The 16,794-nt window shown below is 66.5% G+C and carries 19 protein-coding genes; 6 read left to right on the top strand and 13 right to left on the bottom strand.

The annotated features are described in order from the left end of the window. Nucleotides 1-16: 16 nt before the first annotated feature. Both ABIB54_RS09585 and recA read right to left on the bottom strand, forming a co-directional pair. Nucleotides 17-739, bottom strand: a complete 723-nt coding sequence (locus ABIB54_RS09585) for a regulatory protein RecX (RefSeq protein ID WP_354575299.1) — start codon at nucleotides 737-739, stop codon at nucleotides 17-19. A 3-nt stretch (nucleotides 740-742) separates the two neighbouring features. Continuing rightward, nucleotides 743-1,936 (bottom strand): recombinase RecA, encoded by a 1,194-nt coding sequence (recA, locus tag ABIB54_RS09580; protein ID WP_354575298.1) that lies wholly within the window; start codon nucleotides 1,934-1,936, stop codon nucleotides 743-745. 321 nt (nucleotides 1,937-2,257) lie between these two features. Between recA and ABIB54_RS09575 the strand changes: the two genes are divergently transcribed. Continuing rightward, nucleotides 2,258-2,944 (top strand): phosphatase PAP2 family protein, encoded by a 687-nt coding sequence (locus ABIB54_RS09575; protein ID WP_354575297.1) that lies wholly within the window; start codon nucleotides 2,258-2,260, stop codon nucleotides 2,942-2,944. Nucleotides 2,945-2,953: 9 nt separating this feature from the next. Here ABIB54_RS09575 and ABIB54_RS09570 read toward each other — a convergent pair whose 3' ends face one another. The 8 genes from ABIB54_RS09570 to ABIB54_RS09535 form a co-directional block, all read right to left on the bottom strand. Next, a complete protein-coding gene (locus ABIB54_RS09570) occupies nucleotides 2,954-3,184 on the bottom strand; it encodes a DUF3046 domain-containing protein (protein ID WP_354575296.1) in 231 nt (76 codons plus the stop codon). 179 nt (nucleotides 3,185-3,363) lie between these two features. Then, nucleotides 3,364-3,672 (bottom strand): helix-turn-helix domain-containing protein, encoded by a 309-nt coding sequence (locus ABIB54_RS09565; RefSeq protein WP_185203510.1) that lies wholly within the window; start codon nucleotides 3,670-3,672, stop codon nucleotides 3,364-3,366. A 201-nt stretch (nucleotides 3,673-3,873) separates the two neighbouring features. Beyond that, the gene (locus ABIB54_RS09560) at nucleotides 3,874-4,377 is read right to left on the bottom strand and encodes a CinA family protein (RefSeq protein ID WP_354575295.1); all 504 of its coding nucleotides are present in this window, start codon (nucleotides 4,375-4,377) and stop codon (nucleotides 3,874-3,876) included. A 3-nt stretch (nucleotides 4,378-4,380) separates the two neighbouring features. After that, entirely contained in the window at nucleotides 4,381-5,043 is a 663-nt protein-coding gene (gene pgsA, locus ABIB54_RS09555) for a CDP-diacylglycerol--glycerol-3-phosphate 3-phosphatidyltransferase (protein WP_354575294.1), read from the bottom strand. 5 nt (nucleotides 5,044-5,048) lie between these two features. After that, nucleotides 5,049-7,775 carry an FtsK/SpoIIIE family DNA translocase gene (locus ABIB54_RS09550; protein ID WP_354575293.1) on the bottom strand — a complete coding sequence of 909 codons (2,727 nt, stop codon included), beginning with the start codon at nucleotides 7,773-7,775 and terminating at the stop codon, nucleotides 5,049-5,051. 126 nt (nucleotides 7,776-7,901) lie between these two features. Beyond that, nucleotides 7,902-9,578 carry a ribonuclease J gene (locus ABIB54_RS09545; protein WP_354575292.1) on the bottom strand — a complete coding sequence of 559 codons (1,677 nt, stop codon included), beginning with the start codon at nucleotides 9,576-9,578 and terminating at the stop codon, nucleotides 7,902-7,904. 54 nt (nucleotides 9,579-9,632) lie between these two features. Further along, nucleotides 9,633-10,610: a 4-hydroxy-tetrahydrodipicolinate synthase gene (gene dapA / locus ABIB54_RS09540; protein ID WP_354575291.1), complete on the bottom strand. Its 978-nt coding sequence runs from the start codon at nucleotides 10,608-10,610 to the stop codon at nucleotides 9,633-9,635. Between the two features lie 144 nt (nucleotides 10,611-10,754). Beyond that, nucleotides 10,755-11,636, bottom strand: a complete 882-nt coding sequence (locus ABIB54_RS09535; protein ID WP_354575290.1) for an endonuclease domain-containing protein — start codon at nucleotides 11,634-11,636, stop codon at nucleotides 10,755-10,757. A 310-nt stretch (nucleotides 11,637-11,946) separates the two neighbouring features. On the opposite strand from ABIB54_RS09535, the gene ABIB54_RS09530 reads away from it, so the two are divergent. From ABIB54_RS09530 to ABIB54_RS09515, 4 genes are read left to right on the top strand one after another with little or no spacing between them, the layout of a single operon-like run. Further along, a complete protein-coding gene (locus ABIB54_RS09530) occupies nucleotides 11,947-12,381 on the top strand; it encodes a TlpA family protein disulfide reductase (protein WP_354575289.1) in 435 nt (144 codons plus the stop codon). 26 nt (nucleotides 12,382-12,407) lie between these two features. After that, nucleotides 12,408-12,956, top strand: coding sequence for a DUF4395 domain-containing protein (locus ABIB54_RS09525; RefSeq protein WP_354575288.1), 549 nt, complete (start codon nucleotides 12,408-12,410; stop codon nucleotides 12,954-12,956). 9 nt (nucleotides 12,957-12,965) lie between these two features. Further along, the gene (locus ABIB54_RS09520; protein WP_354575287.1) at nucleotides 12,966-13,391 is read left to right on the top strand and encodes an OsmC family peroxiredoxin; all 426 of its coding nucleotides are present in this window, start codon (nucleotides 12,966-12,968) and stop codon (nucleotides 13,389-13,391) included. After that, the gene (locus ABIB54_RS09515; RefSeq protein WP_354575286.1) at nucleotides 13,391-14,356 is read left to right on the top strand and encodes a TIGR01777 family oxidoreductase; all 966 of its coding nucleotides are present in this window, start codon (nucleotides 13,391-13,393) and stop codon (nucleotides 14,354-14,356) included. The genes ABIB54_RS09520 and ABIB54_RS09515 overlap by 1 nt, the downstream gene beginning before the upstream one ends. Before the next feature lie 83 nt (nucleotides 14,357-14,439). On the opposite strand, the gene ABIB54_RS09510 is transcribed toward ABIB54_RS09515, so the two are convergent. Both ABIB54_RS09510 and dapB read right to left on the bottom strand, forming a co-directional pair. Beyond that, entirely contained in the window at nucleotides 14,440-14,883 is a 444-nt protein-coding gene (locus ABIB54_RS09510; RefSeq protein ID WP_354575285.1) for a hypothetical protein, read from the bottom strand. Next, nucleotides 14,880-15,659, bottom strand: a complete 780-nt coding sequence (gene dapB, locus ABIB54_RS09505; RefSeq protein WP_354575284.1) for a 4-hydroxy-tetrahydrodipicolinate reductase — start codon at nucleotides 15,657-15,659, stop codon at nucleotides 14,880-14,882. The genes ABIB54_RS09510 and dapB overlap by 4 nt, the downstream gene beginning before the upstream one ends. 39 nt (nucleotides 15,660-15,698) lie before the next feature. Here dapB and ABIB54_RS09500 point away from each other — a divergent pair, with 39 nt between their 5' ends. Beyond that, on the top strand, nucleotides 15,699-16,175 hold the full coding sequence (locus ABIB54_RS09500; protein ID WP_354575283.1) for a GNAT family N-acetyltransferase: 477 nt from the start codon (nucleotides 15,699-15,701) through the stop codon (nucleotides 16,173-16,175). Here the strand turns inward: ABIB54_RS09500 and ABIB54_RS09495 are convergent. Then, the gene (locus tag ABIB54_RS09495) at nucleotides 16,172-16,774 is read right to left on the bottom strand and encodes a histidine phosphatase family protein (RefSeq protein WP_354575282.1); all 603 of its coding nucleotides are present in this window, start codon (nucleotides 16,772-16,774) and stop codon (nucleotides 16,172-16,174) included. The two genes, ABIB54_RS09500 and ABIB54_RS09495, sit on opposite strands and share 4 nt — an antisense overlap. Nucleotides 16,775-16,794 lie beyond the last annotated feature (20 nt).

Below are 16,794 nucleotides of genomic sequence, written 5' to 3'. Positions count from 1 at the left end.
TGCCACCGATGCATCCCTAACGGAATCGCACGCCGCTCGAGCGAGCCGACAACGCTTCATCGATCGCCGCGCGCACGACGCCCGACGAATAGCCCTTGCGGGACAGGAACCCGTGCAGCCGGCGCTTGGCGGTCTCGAGATCGTAGGAACTCAACTGCCCGGCTCGCTTGATTGCCAGCTCTGTGGCCCGGTCTTGCTCGTCGTCGTCGTCGACCTGTTCCAGCGCGGCATCGATGTGCTCCTGATCCACATGGCGCCGACGCAACTCGGCGGTGATCGCACCGCGTCCCAAACCCTTGCGATCGTGTTGCGTGCGCACGAATGTCTCGGCAAGCGCCGCATCGTTGATGAGGCCGACTCCCTCGAGGCGGTCGAGCTCGGCCTCGACGACGTCCTCGTCCAATTCGCGGGAGAGGAGGGTCTTCCCGAGCTCCCAGCGCGACATACCGCGACGGGTGAGAGCATGCATGCTCACATTCTCGGCACGCACCTCTCGGCGGGTGTTGCCCCGCGTCGCCGATTCCGGCTCGGCAGAGGTCGCCGGAACCTCAGAGTCGGTGGAATCCTCGGACGCCCCCTGCTCCTTCCCTCCGAAGAATGAGACGAAGTCGGGAAGAGCCGCGTCCCCGGCGTTCTCTGTCGGGTCGCTCTCCGATGACGGCCCCTGCTGCATCGAGTCAGGAGTCACCCCGGGCAGGTAGGTCACCCGGGCGAGCTTCGGGCCGTCACCGGAGGCCACGGTCTACGCTCCGATCGCGGTGCGGCTCTCGGCCGCCGCGAAACTCGCATTGGCTGCGGCTTTTGTTTCCGCGGCGCTGGCACGGGCCCCCTTCGCCGGGGTGGACGCCGCCGTCAGCGTTCCGGCCGACTTGGCAGCAGCCAGTTCTGCATTCGCGTCCGCCTTCGCCTGCGACGCGGCCGCCGCGGCCGCCTTCGCGTCGACGATGATGCCGAGCTTCGCCTTGATCTTCTGCTCGATCTCGTTCGCGGTGGCCGCGTGCTCGATCAGGTACTTGCGCGAGTTCTCCTTGCCCTGCCCGAGCTGGTCACCGTCGTAGGTGTACCAGGCCCCGGACTTGCGGACGATCTCGTGCTCGACACCGAAGTCGATGAGGCTTCCCTCGCGGGAGATACCGGTGCCGTAGAGGATGTCGAACTCTGCCTGCTTGAATGGCGGAGCCATCTTGTTCTTCACCACCTTGACCCTGGTGCGGTTACCGACGGCATCCGTTCCCTCCTTGAGGGTCTCGATGCGGCGGATGTCGAGGCGCACGGACGCGTAGAACTTGAGCGCCTTGCCTCCCGCGGTGGTCTCTGGCGAACCGAAGAACACACCGATCTTCTCGCGCAGCTGATTGATGAAGATCATCGTGGTGTTGGTCTGGCTGAGCCCACCGGTGAGCTTGCGGAGGGCCTGCGACATGAGCCGCGCCTGGAGACCGACGTGCGAATCGCCCATCTCGCCCTCGATCTCGGCGCGGGGCACCAGCGCCGCCACGGAGTCGATCACGACGAGGTCGATCGAGCCGGACCGGATGAGCATGTCCGCGATCTCGAGCGCCTGCTCCCCGGTGTCGGGCTGCGAGACGAGAAGAGCATCGATGTCCACCCCGAGCGCCTTGGCGTATTCGGGGTCGAGGGCGTGCTCCGCATCGATGAAGGCAGCGATTCCGCCGGCCTTCTGCGCATTGGCGATGGCGTGGAGGGTGAGCGTGGTCTTTCCCGAGGATTCCGGGCCGTAGATCTCCACGATGCGACCGCGCGGGAGCCCGCCGATGCCGAGGGCGACATCCAGCGCGATGGAACCGGTTGGGATTACCGCGACGGGAGCACGCTCATCACTGCCGAGGCGCATGACGGAGCCCTTGCCGAACTGGCGGTCGATCTGGGCGAGGGCGGTCTCCAGGGACTTTTCGCGATCTGCAACTGATGGCATTGTGGTGCTCCTTCTAGCGTCGAGGTGATGCGCCTATAGGCTGCCGTTTCGTCGAGTGCACCGATCCTGCAAGGTGTTCACGACCTGCGACAAGGCTGTTGTTGGTGGCTTGGTCCAACGAATCGAACGGTACGCGAGACCGGGGACATTGCTTGCTGGCCCGCGGCATACGGTGAACAATTCGCGGATTTCGGCCGCTGTGAAGGAGACTACGCCACACCGAAGACATGTTCGAATGTTCCGCTCCGGCGTGTCGCATGGATTCGAAGCCGATCGACGGACTCCCCCGCTCCCCGAGGCGGCTTCGGCGAGAATGGGACCATGTCACCCGCCCCAGGAAAAGGCTCCTCCCGCGCGATCCGCATCGAGAGAGCCTGGGGCACCGCTCCGCAACGCGGGCTCGGGATCCTCGTCGCCGTCGTGGCGCTCGCGCTCTGCGTGGCGGGTGGGGCGATCATCTCCGCCGCGCTCTCGGGGCGCCCCACCACGGTTGACGAGGTGCTCTATCGGGCGATCGCTGGCTTCCGAACCCCGTGGCTCGAGGGTCCCTCCCTCGCTCTCAACCAGCTCGGAGGGGGCAGAATCGCCCTGTTCGTCGTTCCCGCGATAGCCGCGGTCGCGCTGCTGCTGACCCGGGGAGTCTGGGCCGCCCTGGTGGTGCTGCCGCTACGACCGATCGCCCAGTGGGCCGTCGAAGCTCTCAAGGCGACATTCGACAGGCCGCGCCCCCCTCATCGGGACATCGTCGTCAGCCTCTCGGCCTATCCATCGGGCCATTCCGCGGTCGCCGCGTCCCTGATCGTGGTGCTCGCACTCCTGGTGCGCCACCGCTGGTTCACCGTCTTCGGGGTGGTCTACGTGGTGGCAATGGGGTACAGCCGCCTGTACCTGAACGTGCACTGGTTCACCGATACCGTCGGCGGCACCGCCCTGGGGATCGCGATCGGACTCGCCGTCTGGGCATTCGCGGGAGGCATCCGCTCCCTGATGATTCGCCGCGCGGACTAGCCCTTCGGCTCACGCCCCCGCTGTCGGCTCCCGGTTGCCGACACCGTGGCGTCGGGCTTCCGGAACATCGGTGGCGCGGCAGAGCGCGAGCCAGGTGCCGCGGATGTCGAGTCCTTTTGCGAGGGCCTGTTCCGCGGTGAGATCGCCGAGTTCGCCGAGCACCAGATCATGCACGAGGGCGCGACCGAGGGCCGCCCCGAACTCGTCGGAAACGGCGGTCCAGAACTGGCTGAGGCGCATCGGTTAAGCGTATCGGGGTCTCGATAGCGGCGCCGCGTACGCTGCTCGACCCGGGTTGACCGCAGGGCGAGAATCGCGCGCGTCGCGCGAATGGAGCCCCCCACACAGACGAATGCCCGGCTCAGGAGAGCCGGGCATCCGTTCCACAAACCGACCACACCGTGCCGGTTCGGTAAGCCTTAGCGCGTGACGAGTCCCGCGTCGAAATCCGCGACGAGGTCGTCGGGGACGGTGTCGGGGATGATGTTGATTCCCTCGATTACTGCGAGGCGGTCGCCCACCTCGCGCATGATCACTGAGATCGGCGTCTCGAGTGCATCCGCGACCGAAGCGAGGATTTCGGAACTGGCCTCTTTCTGGCCACGCTCCACCTCGCTGAGGTAGCCGAGAGCAACACTTGCTTTGCTCGCGACCTGTCGAAGGGTACGGCCCTTCTGCAGGCGGAAGTCCCGGAGCACGTCACCGATTTCTTGACGAACTAGAACCATTGGACCCTCCTCCTCTAATACGACTGCGTCGTAAAAACGACTACACGAACGACAACCACGGATGCTGCTGGGTAATTCCGGCCCGGCGGATCAGTAACACTAAACCACCGGTAGGTAAAACACTAACCAGCTACATCTGTATGACGCTTGTGAATCACTGTGATGTAACGAGATCGAAACGAGAAAGATTCCCGGAGCTGTTCACCGGGTTTCGAGGGCGATTCTCAACCGTGTAAGTGATTCGGAGACAGTCTCGTCTCGGATAGCCCCACGGTCTCCCCCCAGTTCGAGTCTCAGCGAACTCACATCCTCGCCGATCGCGATTCCGAGGTAGACGGTGCCCGCCGGATGCCCGTCCTGGGGCCCTGGGCCGGCGACCCCGGTAGTCGACAAGCCGACGTCAGCCGCTGCACCGTCCACCGCGAGAACGGTTCTCACCCGGTCTGCCATCTGCCGGGCGACCTCGGGATCCACCGGTCCGTGTTCCGTGAGAAGATCCGCGTCGACGCCGAGCACGCTGTGCTTGACCGCGGTGTTGTAAGCGACGACCCCACCGAACACCGTTGCGGATGCCCCGGGCACGTCGACGAGCGCCGAGACGAGAAGTCCCCCGGTGAGTGACTCGGCGACGGCGATGGTGAGGCCGCGCTCGATCAGGATGGCGACGACCTCTGCCGCGACATCCGCCGTGCGCTGCCCGGTCATGGCTCAGGCCGTCGCGACGCGGTTCTGCTGGCGATACTTCACGACGAAATCGACACCGGAGACCACGGTCAGCACGAGCGCGACTCCCATGACGATCCAGCCCACCCAGTGCTCCCAGTCACCCACGGCGGTCCAGAAGGGGAAGAGCAACAGCGAGATGCCCACCGCTTGGAGCACGGTCTTGAGCTTGCCGCTGGCGACGGCGGGGATGACCCGGCTGCGGATCACGGCGAACCGGAAGATCGTGATGCCGAATTCGCGCACAAGGATCACGATCGTGACCCACCACCACAGTTCGCCCAGGATCGACAGCGCGACCAGAGCGCCGCCGATGAGCACTTTGTCGGCGATCGGGTCGAGGATCTTGCCGAAGTCGGTGACCAGGTTCTGGCGACGGGCGAGAATTCCATCGACGGTATCGGTGACGATCGCGAGCACGAAGAGTCCGGCGGCGATGTACCTCAGGTAGCCGAGGTCGCCGCCGTCAGCCAGCAGGAGCCAGATGAATACCGGTGCCATGAAGATGCGCACGACGGTGACGATGTTGGCGATGTTGCCGGTGCTCGCGGGGGTGTCTCCCGCACGGGCGACCCGACCGCGCATCGGGTTCGGACGCTTGACGGGCACGACCGGATCAGACGATCCAGGAGATTCTGGCGATGCCATGATTCTCACTCCCTGCCGGTCAGATTCCAGGCGTCTTCGTCTGCGCTCACGTGGCTTTCATCGTAACCGCTCGTCGAGTCTCCCACCGGATCGGCGGAGTAGCGGTCATCGGTCGCGGTGGCCGCCGGCCCGTCTTCACCGCGTAGCTTCGCGAGAACTCCCGGGAGTTGCTCAGGCGCGACGAGCACGTCGCGGGCCTTCGATCCCTCCGACGGCCCCACGATCTCCCGCGACTCGAGCAGGTCCATGAGTCGACCGGCCTTCGCGAATCCGACCCGGAGCTTGCGCTGAAGCATCGACGTCGAGCCGAACTGGGTACTGACCACGAGCTCCGCGGCCGCAAGAAGCACCTCGAGGTCGTCGCCGATGTCCCCGTCGATCTGCTTCTTCTCGGCGGAAACCGCGACATCGTTGCGATAGTCGGGTCGAGCCTGGCGCGTCACGTGCTGCACGACGGCGTTGACCTCACTCTCGGTGACCCAGGCGCCCTGCACCCTGATGGCCTTCGAGGCTCCCATCGGAAGGAACAGAGCGTCGCCCTGCCCGATCAGCTTGTCCGCACCGGGCTGGTCGAGGATCACGCGCGAGTCGGTCATGCTCGACACTGCGAAGGCCAGCCGAGACGGCACGTTGGCCTTGATGAGTCCCGTGACGACATCGACCGAGGGCCGCTGAGTCGCCAGCACGAGGTGGATGCCGGATGCCCGCGCGAGCTGGGTGATGCGCACGATCGAGTCCTCCACATCCCGCGGCGCCACCATCATGAGGTCGGCGAGCTCGTCGACGACGACCAGCAGGTAGGGGTAGGGCTTGAGGGAACGCTCGCTGCCAGCAGGCAACACGATCTCATCGGCGATCACCGCGGCGTTGAAGTCGTCGATGTGGCGGAAGCCGAAGCTGGCCAGATCGTCGTAGCGCATGTCCATCTCCTTCACGACCCAGGCCAGCGCTTCCGCCGCCTTCTTGGGGTTCGTGATGATGGGCGTGATGAGGTGCGGGATGCCGGCGTAGGGGGCGAGCTCCACCCGCTTCGGGTCGATGAGCACCATGCGCACCTGGGCGGGCGTCGCGCGCATCAGGAGCGAGGTGATCATCGAGTTGACGAAACTCGACTTGCCGGAGCCGGTGGAGCCGGCGACGAGAAGATGGGGCATCTTCGCCAGGTTGGCGACGACGAATCCACCCTCGACATCCTTTCCCAGACCGATCGTCATGGGGTGAACGCTCGAGGTGCTGGCCTTGGAGCGCAACACGTCGCCGAGCGACACGATCTCGCGGTCGGCATTCGGGATCTCGACCCCGATGGCGCTCTTGCCGGGGATCGGCGAGAGGATGCGTACCTCGTTGCTCGCGACCGCGTACGACAGGTTCTTGGTGAGGGCGGTGACCCGCTCCACCTTGACGCCGGGCCCGAGTTCGATCTCATACCGGGTGACCGTCGGACCGCGACTGAAACCGGTGACGCGGGCATCCACCTGGAACTGCTTGAGCACCTCGGTGATCGAGGCGACGATCACGTCGTTGGCCTCGGAGCGCGACTTGGGCGGCGTGCCCGGCACGAGGCTGGATGCGGCGGGCAGTCGATACGGCGCGGTCGGGGCACTCGGTTTCGGCGCCGCGAACTCGCCGAGGTCTCCCTTCGCCGAGGCCGTCGCCGCGAATCCCGGCAGAAGGTCGGCCACCAACGGACCGTCGTCGCGGATGCCGGTGACCGGAGCCACCTCGCCGGTGAAACGCTTGACCGCCGCTTCGGCCTCGACGAGCTCGTCGAGCAACTCGGTGCCGAATTGCTCATCGCGACGGGTGCGGTCGATGACCTCTGTTGCCTGCTCCCCCGCGCTGGCACCCTTGGAGACGACGGGGCTGTCGAACGCCGGGTCGTCTTCACGTTTCTTGTTTCGGCGCCACCAGGGCAGCGATCCGGAGTCCTCTTCCTCGAGGTCGAGATCGCCGAACGATCCGAAGTCCCCGGTGTCCGCCGTCAGGCCCTTCTGCAGCACCTTGGTCGGGGTCGGCTCAGCGACCTGGGCGCCGAACAGATAGGCATAGAGCTCGCGCAGGCGCACACCAGTGCGATTCGGCGGAGTCTTCGTGATGATGAAGAGAGACAGCAGCAGAAGCAGCGAGACGAGGGGAACCGCGAGCCAGGCCGTTCCCACGGCGAGCAGCGGACCGGCGAGAACCCAACCGACGACTCCGCCGGCACGGGCCAGCGGCTCGACACCGCCGGAGGGCTGGGGTGCGCCACCGAAGATGTGGCAGATCGCGCTGATCGACGTGAGCAGCAGCGCCAGGCCGATACCGATGCGTCCGTTGTCGTGTACGGACGACGGATGCCGGAACAGCCAGACCGCGAACAGCAGCATGATCACCGGGAGTGCGAACGCGACTCGGCCGAACAACCCCCCGAAGGTGTAGGAGTCGAGCGCGACGGCGATCGGATCGGCGGGGTTGAACCACTCGACGACCGCGCCGACAACGGCGAGCAGGAAGATGAAGAAAGGAACTCCGTCGCGGCGCTCGTCCTTGGCGAGGGTCTCGCGGCCGAGCACTCTCGCGGCGCCTCCCACGGCGTGAGCGAGTGCGAGCCACGCAACGGTGAGCAGGCCGGGCTGGTCTGACGGGACCGTCTTCATCACCGGCAGTTTGCGCGTGGTGCCCTTACCCGTTGGGCGGGTCGTGGCGCGCGTCGTGGAGCGCGCGCGCGGGGTCGACCTGGTGCTCGTAGCCATGTATCAACGCTAATGCCGGGGTGTGTCGCAGGCCGGGATGCTCGGGCGGCGGGTCTGGACACTGGCGTGGCCGGCCGGTGGTCTCGAGCCCCGCCCTCGAGGGCCCCACTCGACCGGCGGAACGTCTTAGGCCTCGATCACCACGGGCACGATCATCGGACGACGGCGGTGTGACGAGTTCACCCAGCGGCCCACCGTGCGGCGGATCACCTGGCTGAAGGCGTGCGTGTCGCGCGTGCCGTTCGCCGCGGCATCCGAAAGCGCCTTGACGATGAGCGGCTTCACCGCGTCGAATACCGCTTCGTCCTCGGCAAACCCGCGGGCCTGGATCTCCGGCCCCACGATGACCCGACCGGTCTGCGCGTCGATCGCCACGAAGATCGAGACGAAGCCCTCCTCGGCGAGGATGCGGCGGTCCTTGAGGTCGGCATCCGTGATCTCGCCGACGGAGGAACCGTCAACATAGACGAAGCCGAGGTCGAGTTGGCCGACGACGGTCGCCTCGCCCGCCTTGAGGTCGATGACGATGCCATCCTCGCCGACGATGGTGTTGGCCTCGGGAACGCCCGACGCGATCGCCAGCTGCTGGTTGGAGACCAGGTGGCGGTACTCGCCGTGAACCGGCAGCACATTCTTGGGCTTCAGGATGTTGTAGACGTAGAGCAGCTCTCCGGCCGAGGCGTGCCCGGAGACGTGCACCTTGGCGTTGCCCTTGTGAACGACGTTCGCACCGAGTTTGGTGAGGCCGTTGATCACGCGGTAGACCGCGTTCTCGTTGCCGGGGATGAGGCTGGACGCGAGGATGATCGTGTCGCCCTTGCCCACCTCGATCTGGTGTTCGAGGTTGGCCATGCGCGCGAGAACGGCCATCGGCTCACCCTGAGAGCCGGTCGACATGTAGACGATCTTGTTGTCGGGAAGATCGGCGGCCTTCTTGGCGTCGATGAGCACGCCGGCCGGCACCTTGAGGTAGCCGAGGTCGGCGGCGATGGTCATGTTCCGCACCATCGATCGACCCATGAACGCGACACGGCGTCCGTTGGCGTGGGCGGCGTCGAGCACCTGCTGCACGCGATGGACGTGACTGGAGAAGCTCGCCACGATCACCCGGCGCGGCGCCTTCGAGATGACGGACTCGAGCACGGGCCCGATGTCGCGCTCCGGGGCGGTGAAGCCGGGGACATCCGCGTTGGTGGAATCGGGGAGGAAGAGGTCGACGCCGATCTCGCCGAGGCGGGCGAAGGCACGCAGGTCGGTGATGCGGTTGTCGAGGGGAAGCTGGTCCATCTTGAAGTCGCCGGTGTGGAGCACGACTCCGGCGGCGGTCTTGATGGCCACGGCGAGAGCGTCCGGGATCGAGTGGTTCACCGCGATGAACTCGAGGTCGAACGGACCGATCTTCTCGCTCTGCCCCTCGGCGACAGTGAGCGTGTACGGGGTGATGCGGTGTTCCTTGAGCTTCGCCTCGATCAGCGCGAGCGTGAGCGTCGAACCGATGAGGGGGATGTCCTGGCGCAGCTTGAGCAGGTAGGGCACCGCACCGATGTGGTCCTCATGGCCGTGCGTCAGCACGACACCGAGCACGTCGTCGAGCCGGTCCCTGATGGGGCTGAAGTCGGGCAGGATCAGGTCGACGCCCGGCTGGTTCTCCTCCGGGAAGAGCACGCCACAGTCGACGATGAGGATCTTGCCGTCGATCTCGTACGAGGTCATGTTGCGGCCGATCTCCCCGAGACCGCCGATGGGGATGACGCGCAGCGTTGCAGGTGCGAGAGGACGTGGTTCGTATAGCGGTGAGTTCATGGGATCCAAATTGTTCGGTGATCTTCGGGGTCTTTAGCCCCCTTCTTCAGGCTGTTAGCGCGTGGTCCCGGCGACTTTGGGCAACGCTCCGCCCGCGGCCGCATTGCGGTCCGGACGGAAGTTCGAGAGGTCGACCCCGGGGATCTCGCCGACGAGCGCGATCTCGTCTTCGATCTGGGCGGCCTCGAAGTCCTCTGGGCCAACGAGCGGCAGTCGCACACGCGGGCTGTCGATGCGGCCGAGGCCATGCAGGATGTATTTTGCGGCGACGGTGCCGGGCACATGGGTCATCACGGCGCGCACGAGGGGCTCGAGCTGCTGGTGGGCTGCGGTGGCGGTGGCGAGGTCGCCCGCGTTCACCGCATCCACGATCACCCGGTACGGTGCGGCGGCGATATTCGCCGTGACCCCGATGAGACCGGTCGCGCCGATCGCCAGGTGCGGGAGCACGTTGGCGTCGTCACCGGAGAAGTAGAGAAGGTCGGTCTGGTTCAGCACCCGGCTGACCTCGCTGAAGTCGCCCTTCGCATCCTTGATCGCCTTGATGTTGGGATGTTTCGCCGCGCGCAGGATCGTCTCGTAACGGATCGGGATGCCCGTGCGCCCGGGGATGTCGTACAGGATCACCGGCAGGTCGGTCGCATCAGCGATCATGCGGAAATGGGTGAGGACACCGGCCTGGGTCGGCTTGTTGTAGTACGGGGTCACGATCATGACGGCATCGGCGCCGGCCTTCTCGCTGTGCTTGTACAGCTCGATCGCGTGGGCGGTCTCGTTTGATCCGCCGCCGGTGATGATCTTCGCTCGGCCGGCCGCGACTGACTTGCCCACCTCGACGAGCTTGAGCTTTTCCGGGTCGGTGAGGGTGGATGTCTCCCCCGTCGTGCCCGTGACGACGATCCCGTCCGCGCCGGCGTTGATGACGTCGTCGATGTGCTTCTCCACGCCGGCCCAGTCGACCTCGCCATCAGCGGTGAAAGGGGTCACCAGCGCGACGAGCACCTGGCCGAAGGGATTGTGAGACGTAGACACGAGTTACAGGGTATCGCGCTCGCGGGCGCGGCTCGCGATGGACTGCTGTCGTCCAGGGCGGACCTGCGCCGCGAGGACCGGCGTGTCGACCGCCTGGCACCGCGCGCCGCCGGAAAATCCGCCCCTGGCCACAGTGACTTCGACTCAGAATCGATGCAGACCGAGCTCGACATACCTGAGAACAGCCGAGACAACGGATGCTGGCTCGAAGAAGATCTGCTGCCAGTCGAACCTCAGCACGATGAACCCGAGGCACGCGAGCGCGGCATCCCGCCGAAGGTCCCGAAGCCGTTGTTCGCGACCGCCGTGGTGCTCCTCACTGTCGCACTCGATGACCAGTCGATCGCCGACAAGGAGGTCTATCCGGTCGAGATCCGTGAAGGGGATGCGCACCTGGGGTGTCGCCGCGCATCCCGCCTGAGCAAGAAGCACCCTGACCACGCTTTCCGACCCCGAATCAGCGCGATCATCGACCAGCGAAAGAAGCGAACGCCCCGCAGTGGATAAGCCGACCGCGGCGGCCTCGAGGTCGAAACGTGAGGTCTCCGTGCGGCGGAGAAGCGAATCCAGGACCGCGACGACATACTCGTCCGGTTCGGTGAAGACGAGTTGCCTCATCATGTCTGCGATCGAAGCGACACCGATCGACTGGCGCAAGGGCCGCGGCGCGCCGGTCCAGAGGATCCGCACGTCCCCACGACTTCGGTCTAACGCTCGATCGGGATCATCGGGATCCCGCAGGTGAGTTGCACCTCGGGATACCTCCACGATGAGTCCCCGGCCTGGTGGAACCCACAGTCTCATTGCCCGCGCCGCCGAGGCTCCCGCGAGCCGACCACCGACCCGGGCCGCTCGAACCAGTTCTGGATTGGCGTCGAGAGTGGCATAGACACCCGGCCGCACTCGCACGACCCTCCCGATGGCAGCCGCGCGCTCGACCGGTGAATGCGGTATTCCGATTTCGCCGAGGGTGCGGACGTGGGCGACGCCACCGAGGGATCGGAGGGAAGATTCGAGTAACGACATGAGCCGAGGATGATCGCGGTCCCGGTGACGCGGGGAACTCCGGTCCTTCCGGTGAAGACGATGTGGCCGTCGAGCGCTGTGGAGGAGGCGACATCCGTGCTGAGAGCGGACCGCATGTGAAACCCGCCGGTTGAGGGATGAGACACGCCGAGGAAAAGCGCCGAGATCCGCTCTGGGCGTCGTGGCCCTCAGCGGCATCCGTCGTAGCCGGCAGCCGCAGCGCCCACCACCGCGATGCGCAGACCTGACCGTGTAACCCCGCGTCACACAGCGGCACCGCGATGGCCGCGCGGATAGCGTGGGAAGCACTATGAACCCCCTCGGAATCGCCGCCGTACTGGTCGCCCTCGTCGCCGCCTCCACCGTGATCGGCCTCGTCTGGCGCTCGACCACCGGACGCATCCGCACGGTCACCCGAAGCGACGAGCGCATCCACGTCTCAGAGCTCTCGGCGGATGCCGTTGCGGGCTCGGGAGCAACGCTGCTGCAGTTCTCCACCGAGTTCTGTTCGCCGTGTCGCACCACCAACTCGCTGCTCGGTGCGCTGGCGGCCGAACTGCCCGGCATCACCCACGTGGATGTCGATGTCACCACGCGCCCAGATCTCGCGGACCGCTTCAACCTGCTTCAGTCCCCCACCACCTTCATCCTCGATGCCAACGGTGCCGTGAGGGCGCGGATCGGTGGCGCACCCCGCAGTGCGGACGTGCGCGCCGAGCTCGGCCGAATCCTCGAAGCCGCCTGAGCGACGCCCCGACCGAAAGGGTGCTCATGAGCGCCACGAGACCACTTACCGCATCGAAACAGGCACTGGTTGCGAAGCCCGGCACCACGGGCATCGACCCGCGCGGACCGCGCTTCAGCGCCGGTATCACCGCCGTGCTCCTGCTCGTGGTGATCGCCCTCGCCCTCGCCTCGTCCGCCGTTCCCGCGGCAACGGTCGGCGAACGTGCCGGCCAACCCGCGTTCATCCTCTTCGCGATCATCACGGCCCTCTTCGCCGTTGGCGCCTTCGCCGGGGTGTCCCACCATCCGTACGGCTGGCTGTTCCGCGCCCTCGTTCGCCCCCGGCTCGGTGCACCTACCCACCTCGAAGACCCGAAGCCGCCGACGTTCTCGCAGGGGGTCGGCCTCGTCGTGACCCTCGTCGGAGTCGTGCTGCACCTCGCCGGTGTGCCCTTCGGGCTGGTGATCTTCGCGGCGGCGGCCTTCATCGCGGCCTTTCTCAACTCGGTATTCGACTACTGCTTCGGATGCCAGCTCTATCTGCTTGTCGTTCGGGCCGGGCTGACCGGGCGAAAGACCGATTCGCGCGCGTAGTCTGAAGCCATGGCAGTGACGAGCGAGGCCACGACGCTGTGGAGTGGTGCCCTGACGAGCGGATCGGGCAGGACGAGGCTCGACTCATCGGCCGCCGCAGACTTCCCCGTGACCTGGGCCGCCAGAGCCACCGGCGAGGCCGCCCACACCAATCCGGAGGAACTGCTGGGCGCTGCGCACTCGGCCTGCTTCGCGATGGCCCTCGCCAACGCACTCGCCGGTTTCGGCACCCCACCGCAGAGCCTCCAGGTGACAGCGGCGGTCACTTTCGATCCCGGCACCGGGATTACCGGAAGTCACCTGCTGGTCAGCGCGAATGTGGCGGGCATCAGCGAACGGGATTTCGAGCGGATCGCGTCCGAGGCGAAGGAGACTTGTCCGGTTTCGCGCGCGTTGGCGGGCATCCCCATCACTCTCGAAGCTAACCTCGCATAGTGCCCCCAACAGACCTGCCCTCGGCCGCCGCTCCCTCCCCCCGTAAGTCCAGAGCGCCACGGGCCCCGGTGCGTAAGCCCCTGCGCATCCTCATCTCGGGGGCGAGCGGATTCATCGGCGCCGAACTCACCCGGCAGTTGCAGGATGACGGGCACGAGGTGCTCTCGCTGGTCCGCCGACAGCCGAAGTCCCCCCAGGAGATCAACTGGGCTCCCAGTGCCCACATGCTCGACGCGAGCGTGATGGACGGGGTCGACGCGGTGATCAACCTCTCCGGGGCATCCATCGGTCGGCTGCCCTGGACGCGCGGCTACAAGAAGCAGATCCTGGATTCTCGAGTGCAGGCCACCCGCACGCTCGTCGAGGCCATGGCGCGAGCGACCACCCCGCCGAAGGTGTTCCTCAGCGGATCGGCGGTCGGAATCTACGGCGACCGGCCGGGCGAGCGCCTCACCGAAGAGTCCACGCGCGGGCCGGGATTCCTCGGCGACGTCGTCGAAGCGTGGGAACAGGCCGCGCAGCTGCGGCCGGCGAAGACCCGCCTGGTGACCTTCCGCACCGGGGTGGTGATCGGCAACGGCGGTTCGCTGCTGCCCGTGATGGCTCTCACGCGCTTCGGCCTCGGCACCCGTCTCGGCACCGGCGGCGACATCTGGCCCTGGATCAGCCTCTACGACGAGGCAGCGGCCATCCGGCACCTGCTCACATCGAAACTCAGCGGCCCGGTAAACCTCGTCGGCCCCACCCCGGCGACCTCCGATCGCATCACCCACCACGTGGCGAAGCGGATGCACCGCTGGTACCCCTTCGTCGCGCCGTCCTGGGTGATCGATCTCGCGCTGCAGGATGCCGGACCCGCACTGCTGCTCAGCAGCCAGCAGATCCTGCCGTCGAAGCTGCTCGCTGACGGTTTCGTGTTTCGGGACGAGACCGTCGAGCAGGCGATCGACGCGTTCTTGGGCTAGCGGCGAGGCCCGGGGGCGCAGCGCGGGTCGCCCGCTCAGCGGGTCGAGCGCTTAGCGTCTCGCGCGCGCAGCCTCTCGCGCGCTCAGCGGGTGGAGCGCTCCAGGGCGATCGCGCGCCTGAGCGATCGGCGGGCACGGCTGCGATCCCCGCTCGCGTCGTAGGAGAGTCCGAGCCGGAACCAGGCCTTCCAACTGCCGGGGTCGGCTTCGACCTCTGCCTTGTACCGGGGGAACTCGGCGTCCGCGGCGGCACGCTCCGGTCGGCCGCTGGTGCGTTTGGGTAGGGAGTCGACGGGGAGCTCGCCCGCGGCATCCAGCTCCCGCACCAGGCGCTGGGTGCGGACGCCGAAGAGGATCTCGGCCACGAGGGCCCAGGCGCCGATCAGCGGAAGCACCAGGAGTGCGATCCCCAAGGTCTTCGAGATGCCGTTGTCGACGGCGATGAGGCGGACAGCGAGCTGAAGTACCAAGACCAGGTAGAGCACCAGGAGTGCGGACATCACGATCGCCGCGATTCGACCCTTCATTCGAGATCGCTCGGGATGCCCGCCGGCGGCTCCGGATCGGCGGGGCCGAGGTCGATGAGCCGGTCGAGTCCCACGATTACACCGTTAGCGGATCCGAGGGCGCGAAGGGCGAGCATGATGCCCGACTCGTACGAGCTCGGGTCGAGCGTCTCGTGACTCAGGGTCAGGGTCTCCCCCGTGCCGCCGAAGATCACGTCCTGTTTCGCCACGATGCCCTGCATCCGCAGCGAATGGATCGGCACGCTCGACACCTGCTGGCCTCTGGCGCGCTGGTCGGCGTGCGGAGCGATCACCGGTCCGAGGGCGGAACGGGCGTTTCCGATGAGCTCAGCGGTGCGCACAGCGGTGCCGGAAGGAGAGTCCACCTTTGTGGCGTGGTGCGACTCGATGATCTCGATCGAGTCGTAGAAGCGGGCTGCCATCGCCGCGAACGACGTGGCGAGCACCGAACCGATGGAGAAGTTGGGAATGATGATGACCGCGGCGCCGGTCCCCTCGGCGATGAGGCGATTCTCGAGCGAGACGATGCGGGTCGCCGACCAGCCGCTCGTTCCGACCAGCACGCTCTTGCCGTGTCCGACCGCGAAATCGACGATGCCCTGGCTGACGGCCGGCACCGTGACATCCACCACCAGGTCGGCCACGAGCATGTCGTCGAGGGCGGAGTGGGAATCGAGACTGGCGACGAGCTCGAAGTCTGCGGAGTCGTCGATCAGGCGCGTGATGAGCTGCCCCATGCGCCCGGTCGCGCCGGCGATGGCGACGGTTTTTGTCATGGCCCAAATCTACCAAGCCAGCCCCCATAGGCTGGTCGGATGCTGCGCTGGAGAGAATCGCGGGTCGATGAGCCGGCCGCCCACGAACTGCTGAGCGAATACTTCGCCGACCGAGCCGCCGGATTCCCCGCCGCCCAGGGTCTCTACCGCACCACCTTCCCGGTGGCCGAAGACTTCATCGAACCGCGGGGTGTGTTCCTCATCGCAGTCGATGAGAGCGATTCTCCGCTCGGATGCGGCGGAATCAGGCTGCTGGAGTCCGTCGGCGTCGACGGACTCCGCTACGAGGTGAAACACCTCTACCTGCGCCCCGATGCCCGCGGTCGGGGTCTCGGTCGGGCACTACTGGCCGAACTCGAGGAGAGAGCACGCGGCTTCGGTGCCACGGAGCTCGTCCTGGACACCAACGCGAGCCTCGCGGCGGCCGGGGGTCTCTACCGGTCGAGCGGCTACAGCGACATCCCGCCTTACAACGAGAATCCCAACGCCACGAACTGGTACCGGAAGGCGCTCTAGAAGGGCTGCCCCTCTGGCAAGCCGGTGCGCAACTCCGCCGGCAGGTGACCGAGGTCGTTGTGTGTGATCAGCACGGGCGGCTTGGCGGAACGCACCCGGATGATGGTGAGTCCGCAGTTGGCCTGGTTGAGTCCCATCCAGCGCCAGGCCGGCGCGTCGAAGACCTCGCGCACGAACCAGGCGATGACGAAGTTGTGGGTGATGAGGAGGTCGTGGCGATCCTCCCTCGCCGGAGTGAGCCATTCGCTGACGGCATCCGCCATCTGCGCCTCGCCGGCGTCGATCTGCTCACGGGTCACCGAGCCGAAGAAGGAGTCGAAGGCGTGGGGCATGTCGGGAGTCGGCCCGGAGGGAATGCAGTCGAAGAGCAGGGCCGACGGCTTGGAGTCGAGGCTCGGCATACTGGCCGTCATGATGGTGGCGGTCTCTTCCGCACGCTGCAGGGGCGAATGCCAGGCGCCGGTGAATGGCACCCCGCTCAGACGGTCGGCGAGGAGTTTGGCCTGGCGGATGCCGCGGCCGGAGAGCGGGCCATCGGGCATGCCGTGTTCGGCGTCCTGCTGCTCGCCATGGCGCACGAGATAGATGAAGTGGGACATCGTTGTTCCTCTTACCGGTC

Source organism: Frigoribacterium sp. UYMn621 (assembly GCF_040549525.1).
Taxonomy (GTDB): Bacteria; Actinomycetota; Actinomycetes; order Actinomycetales; family Microbacteriaceae; genus Lacisediminihabitans.
The sequence above is the reverse complement of the archived record's forward strand: the minus strand, read 5'-3'. Positions and strand labels throughout refer to the sequence as shown.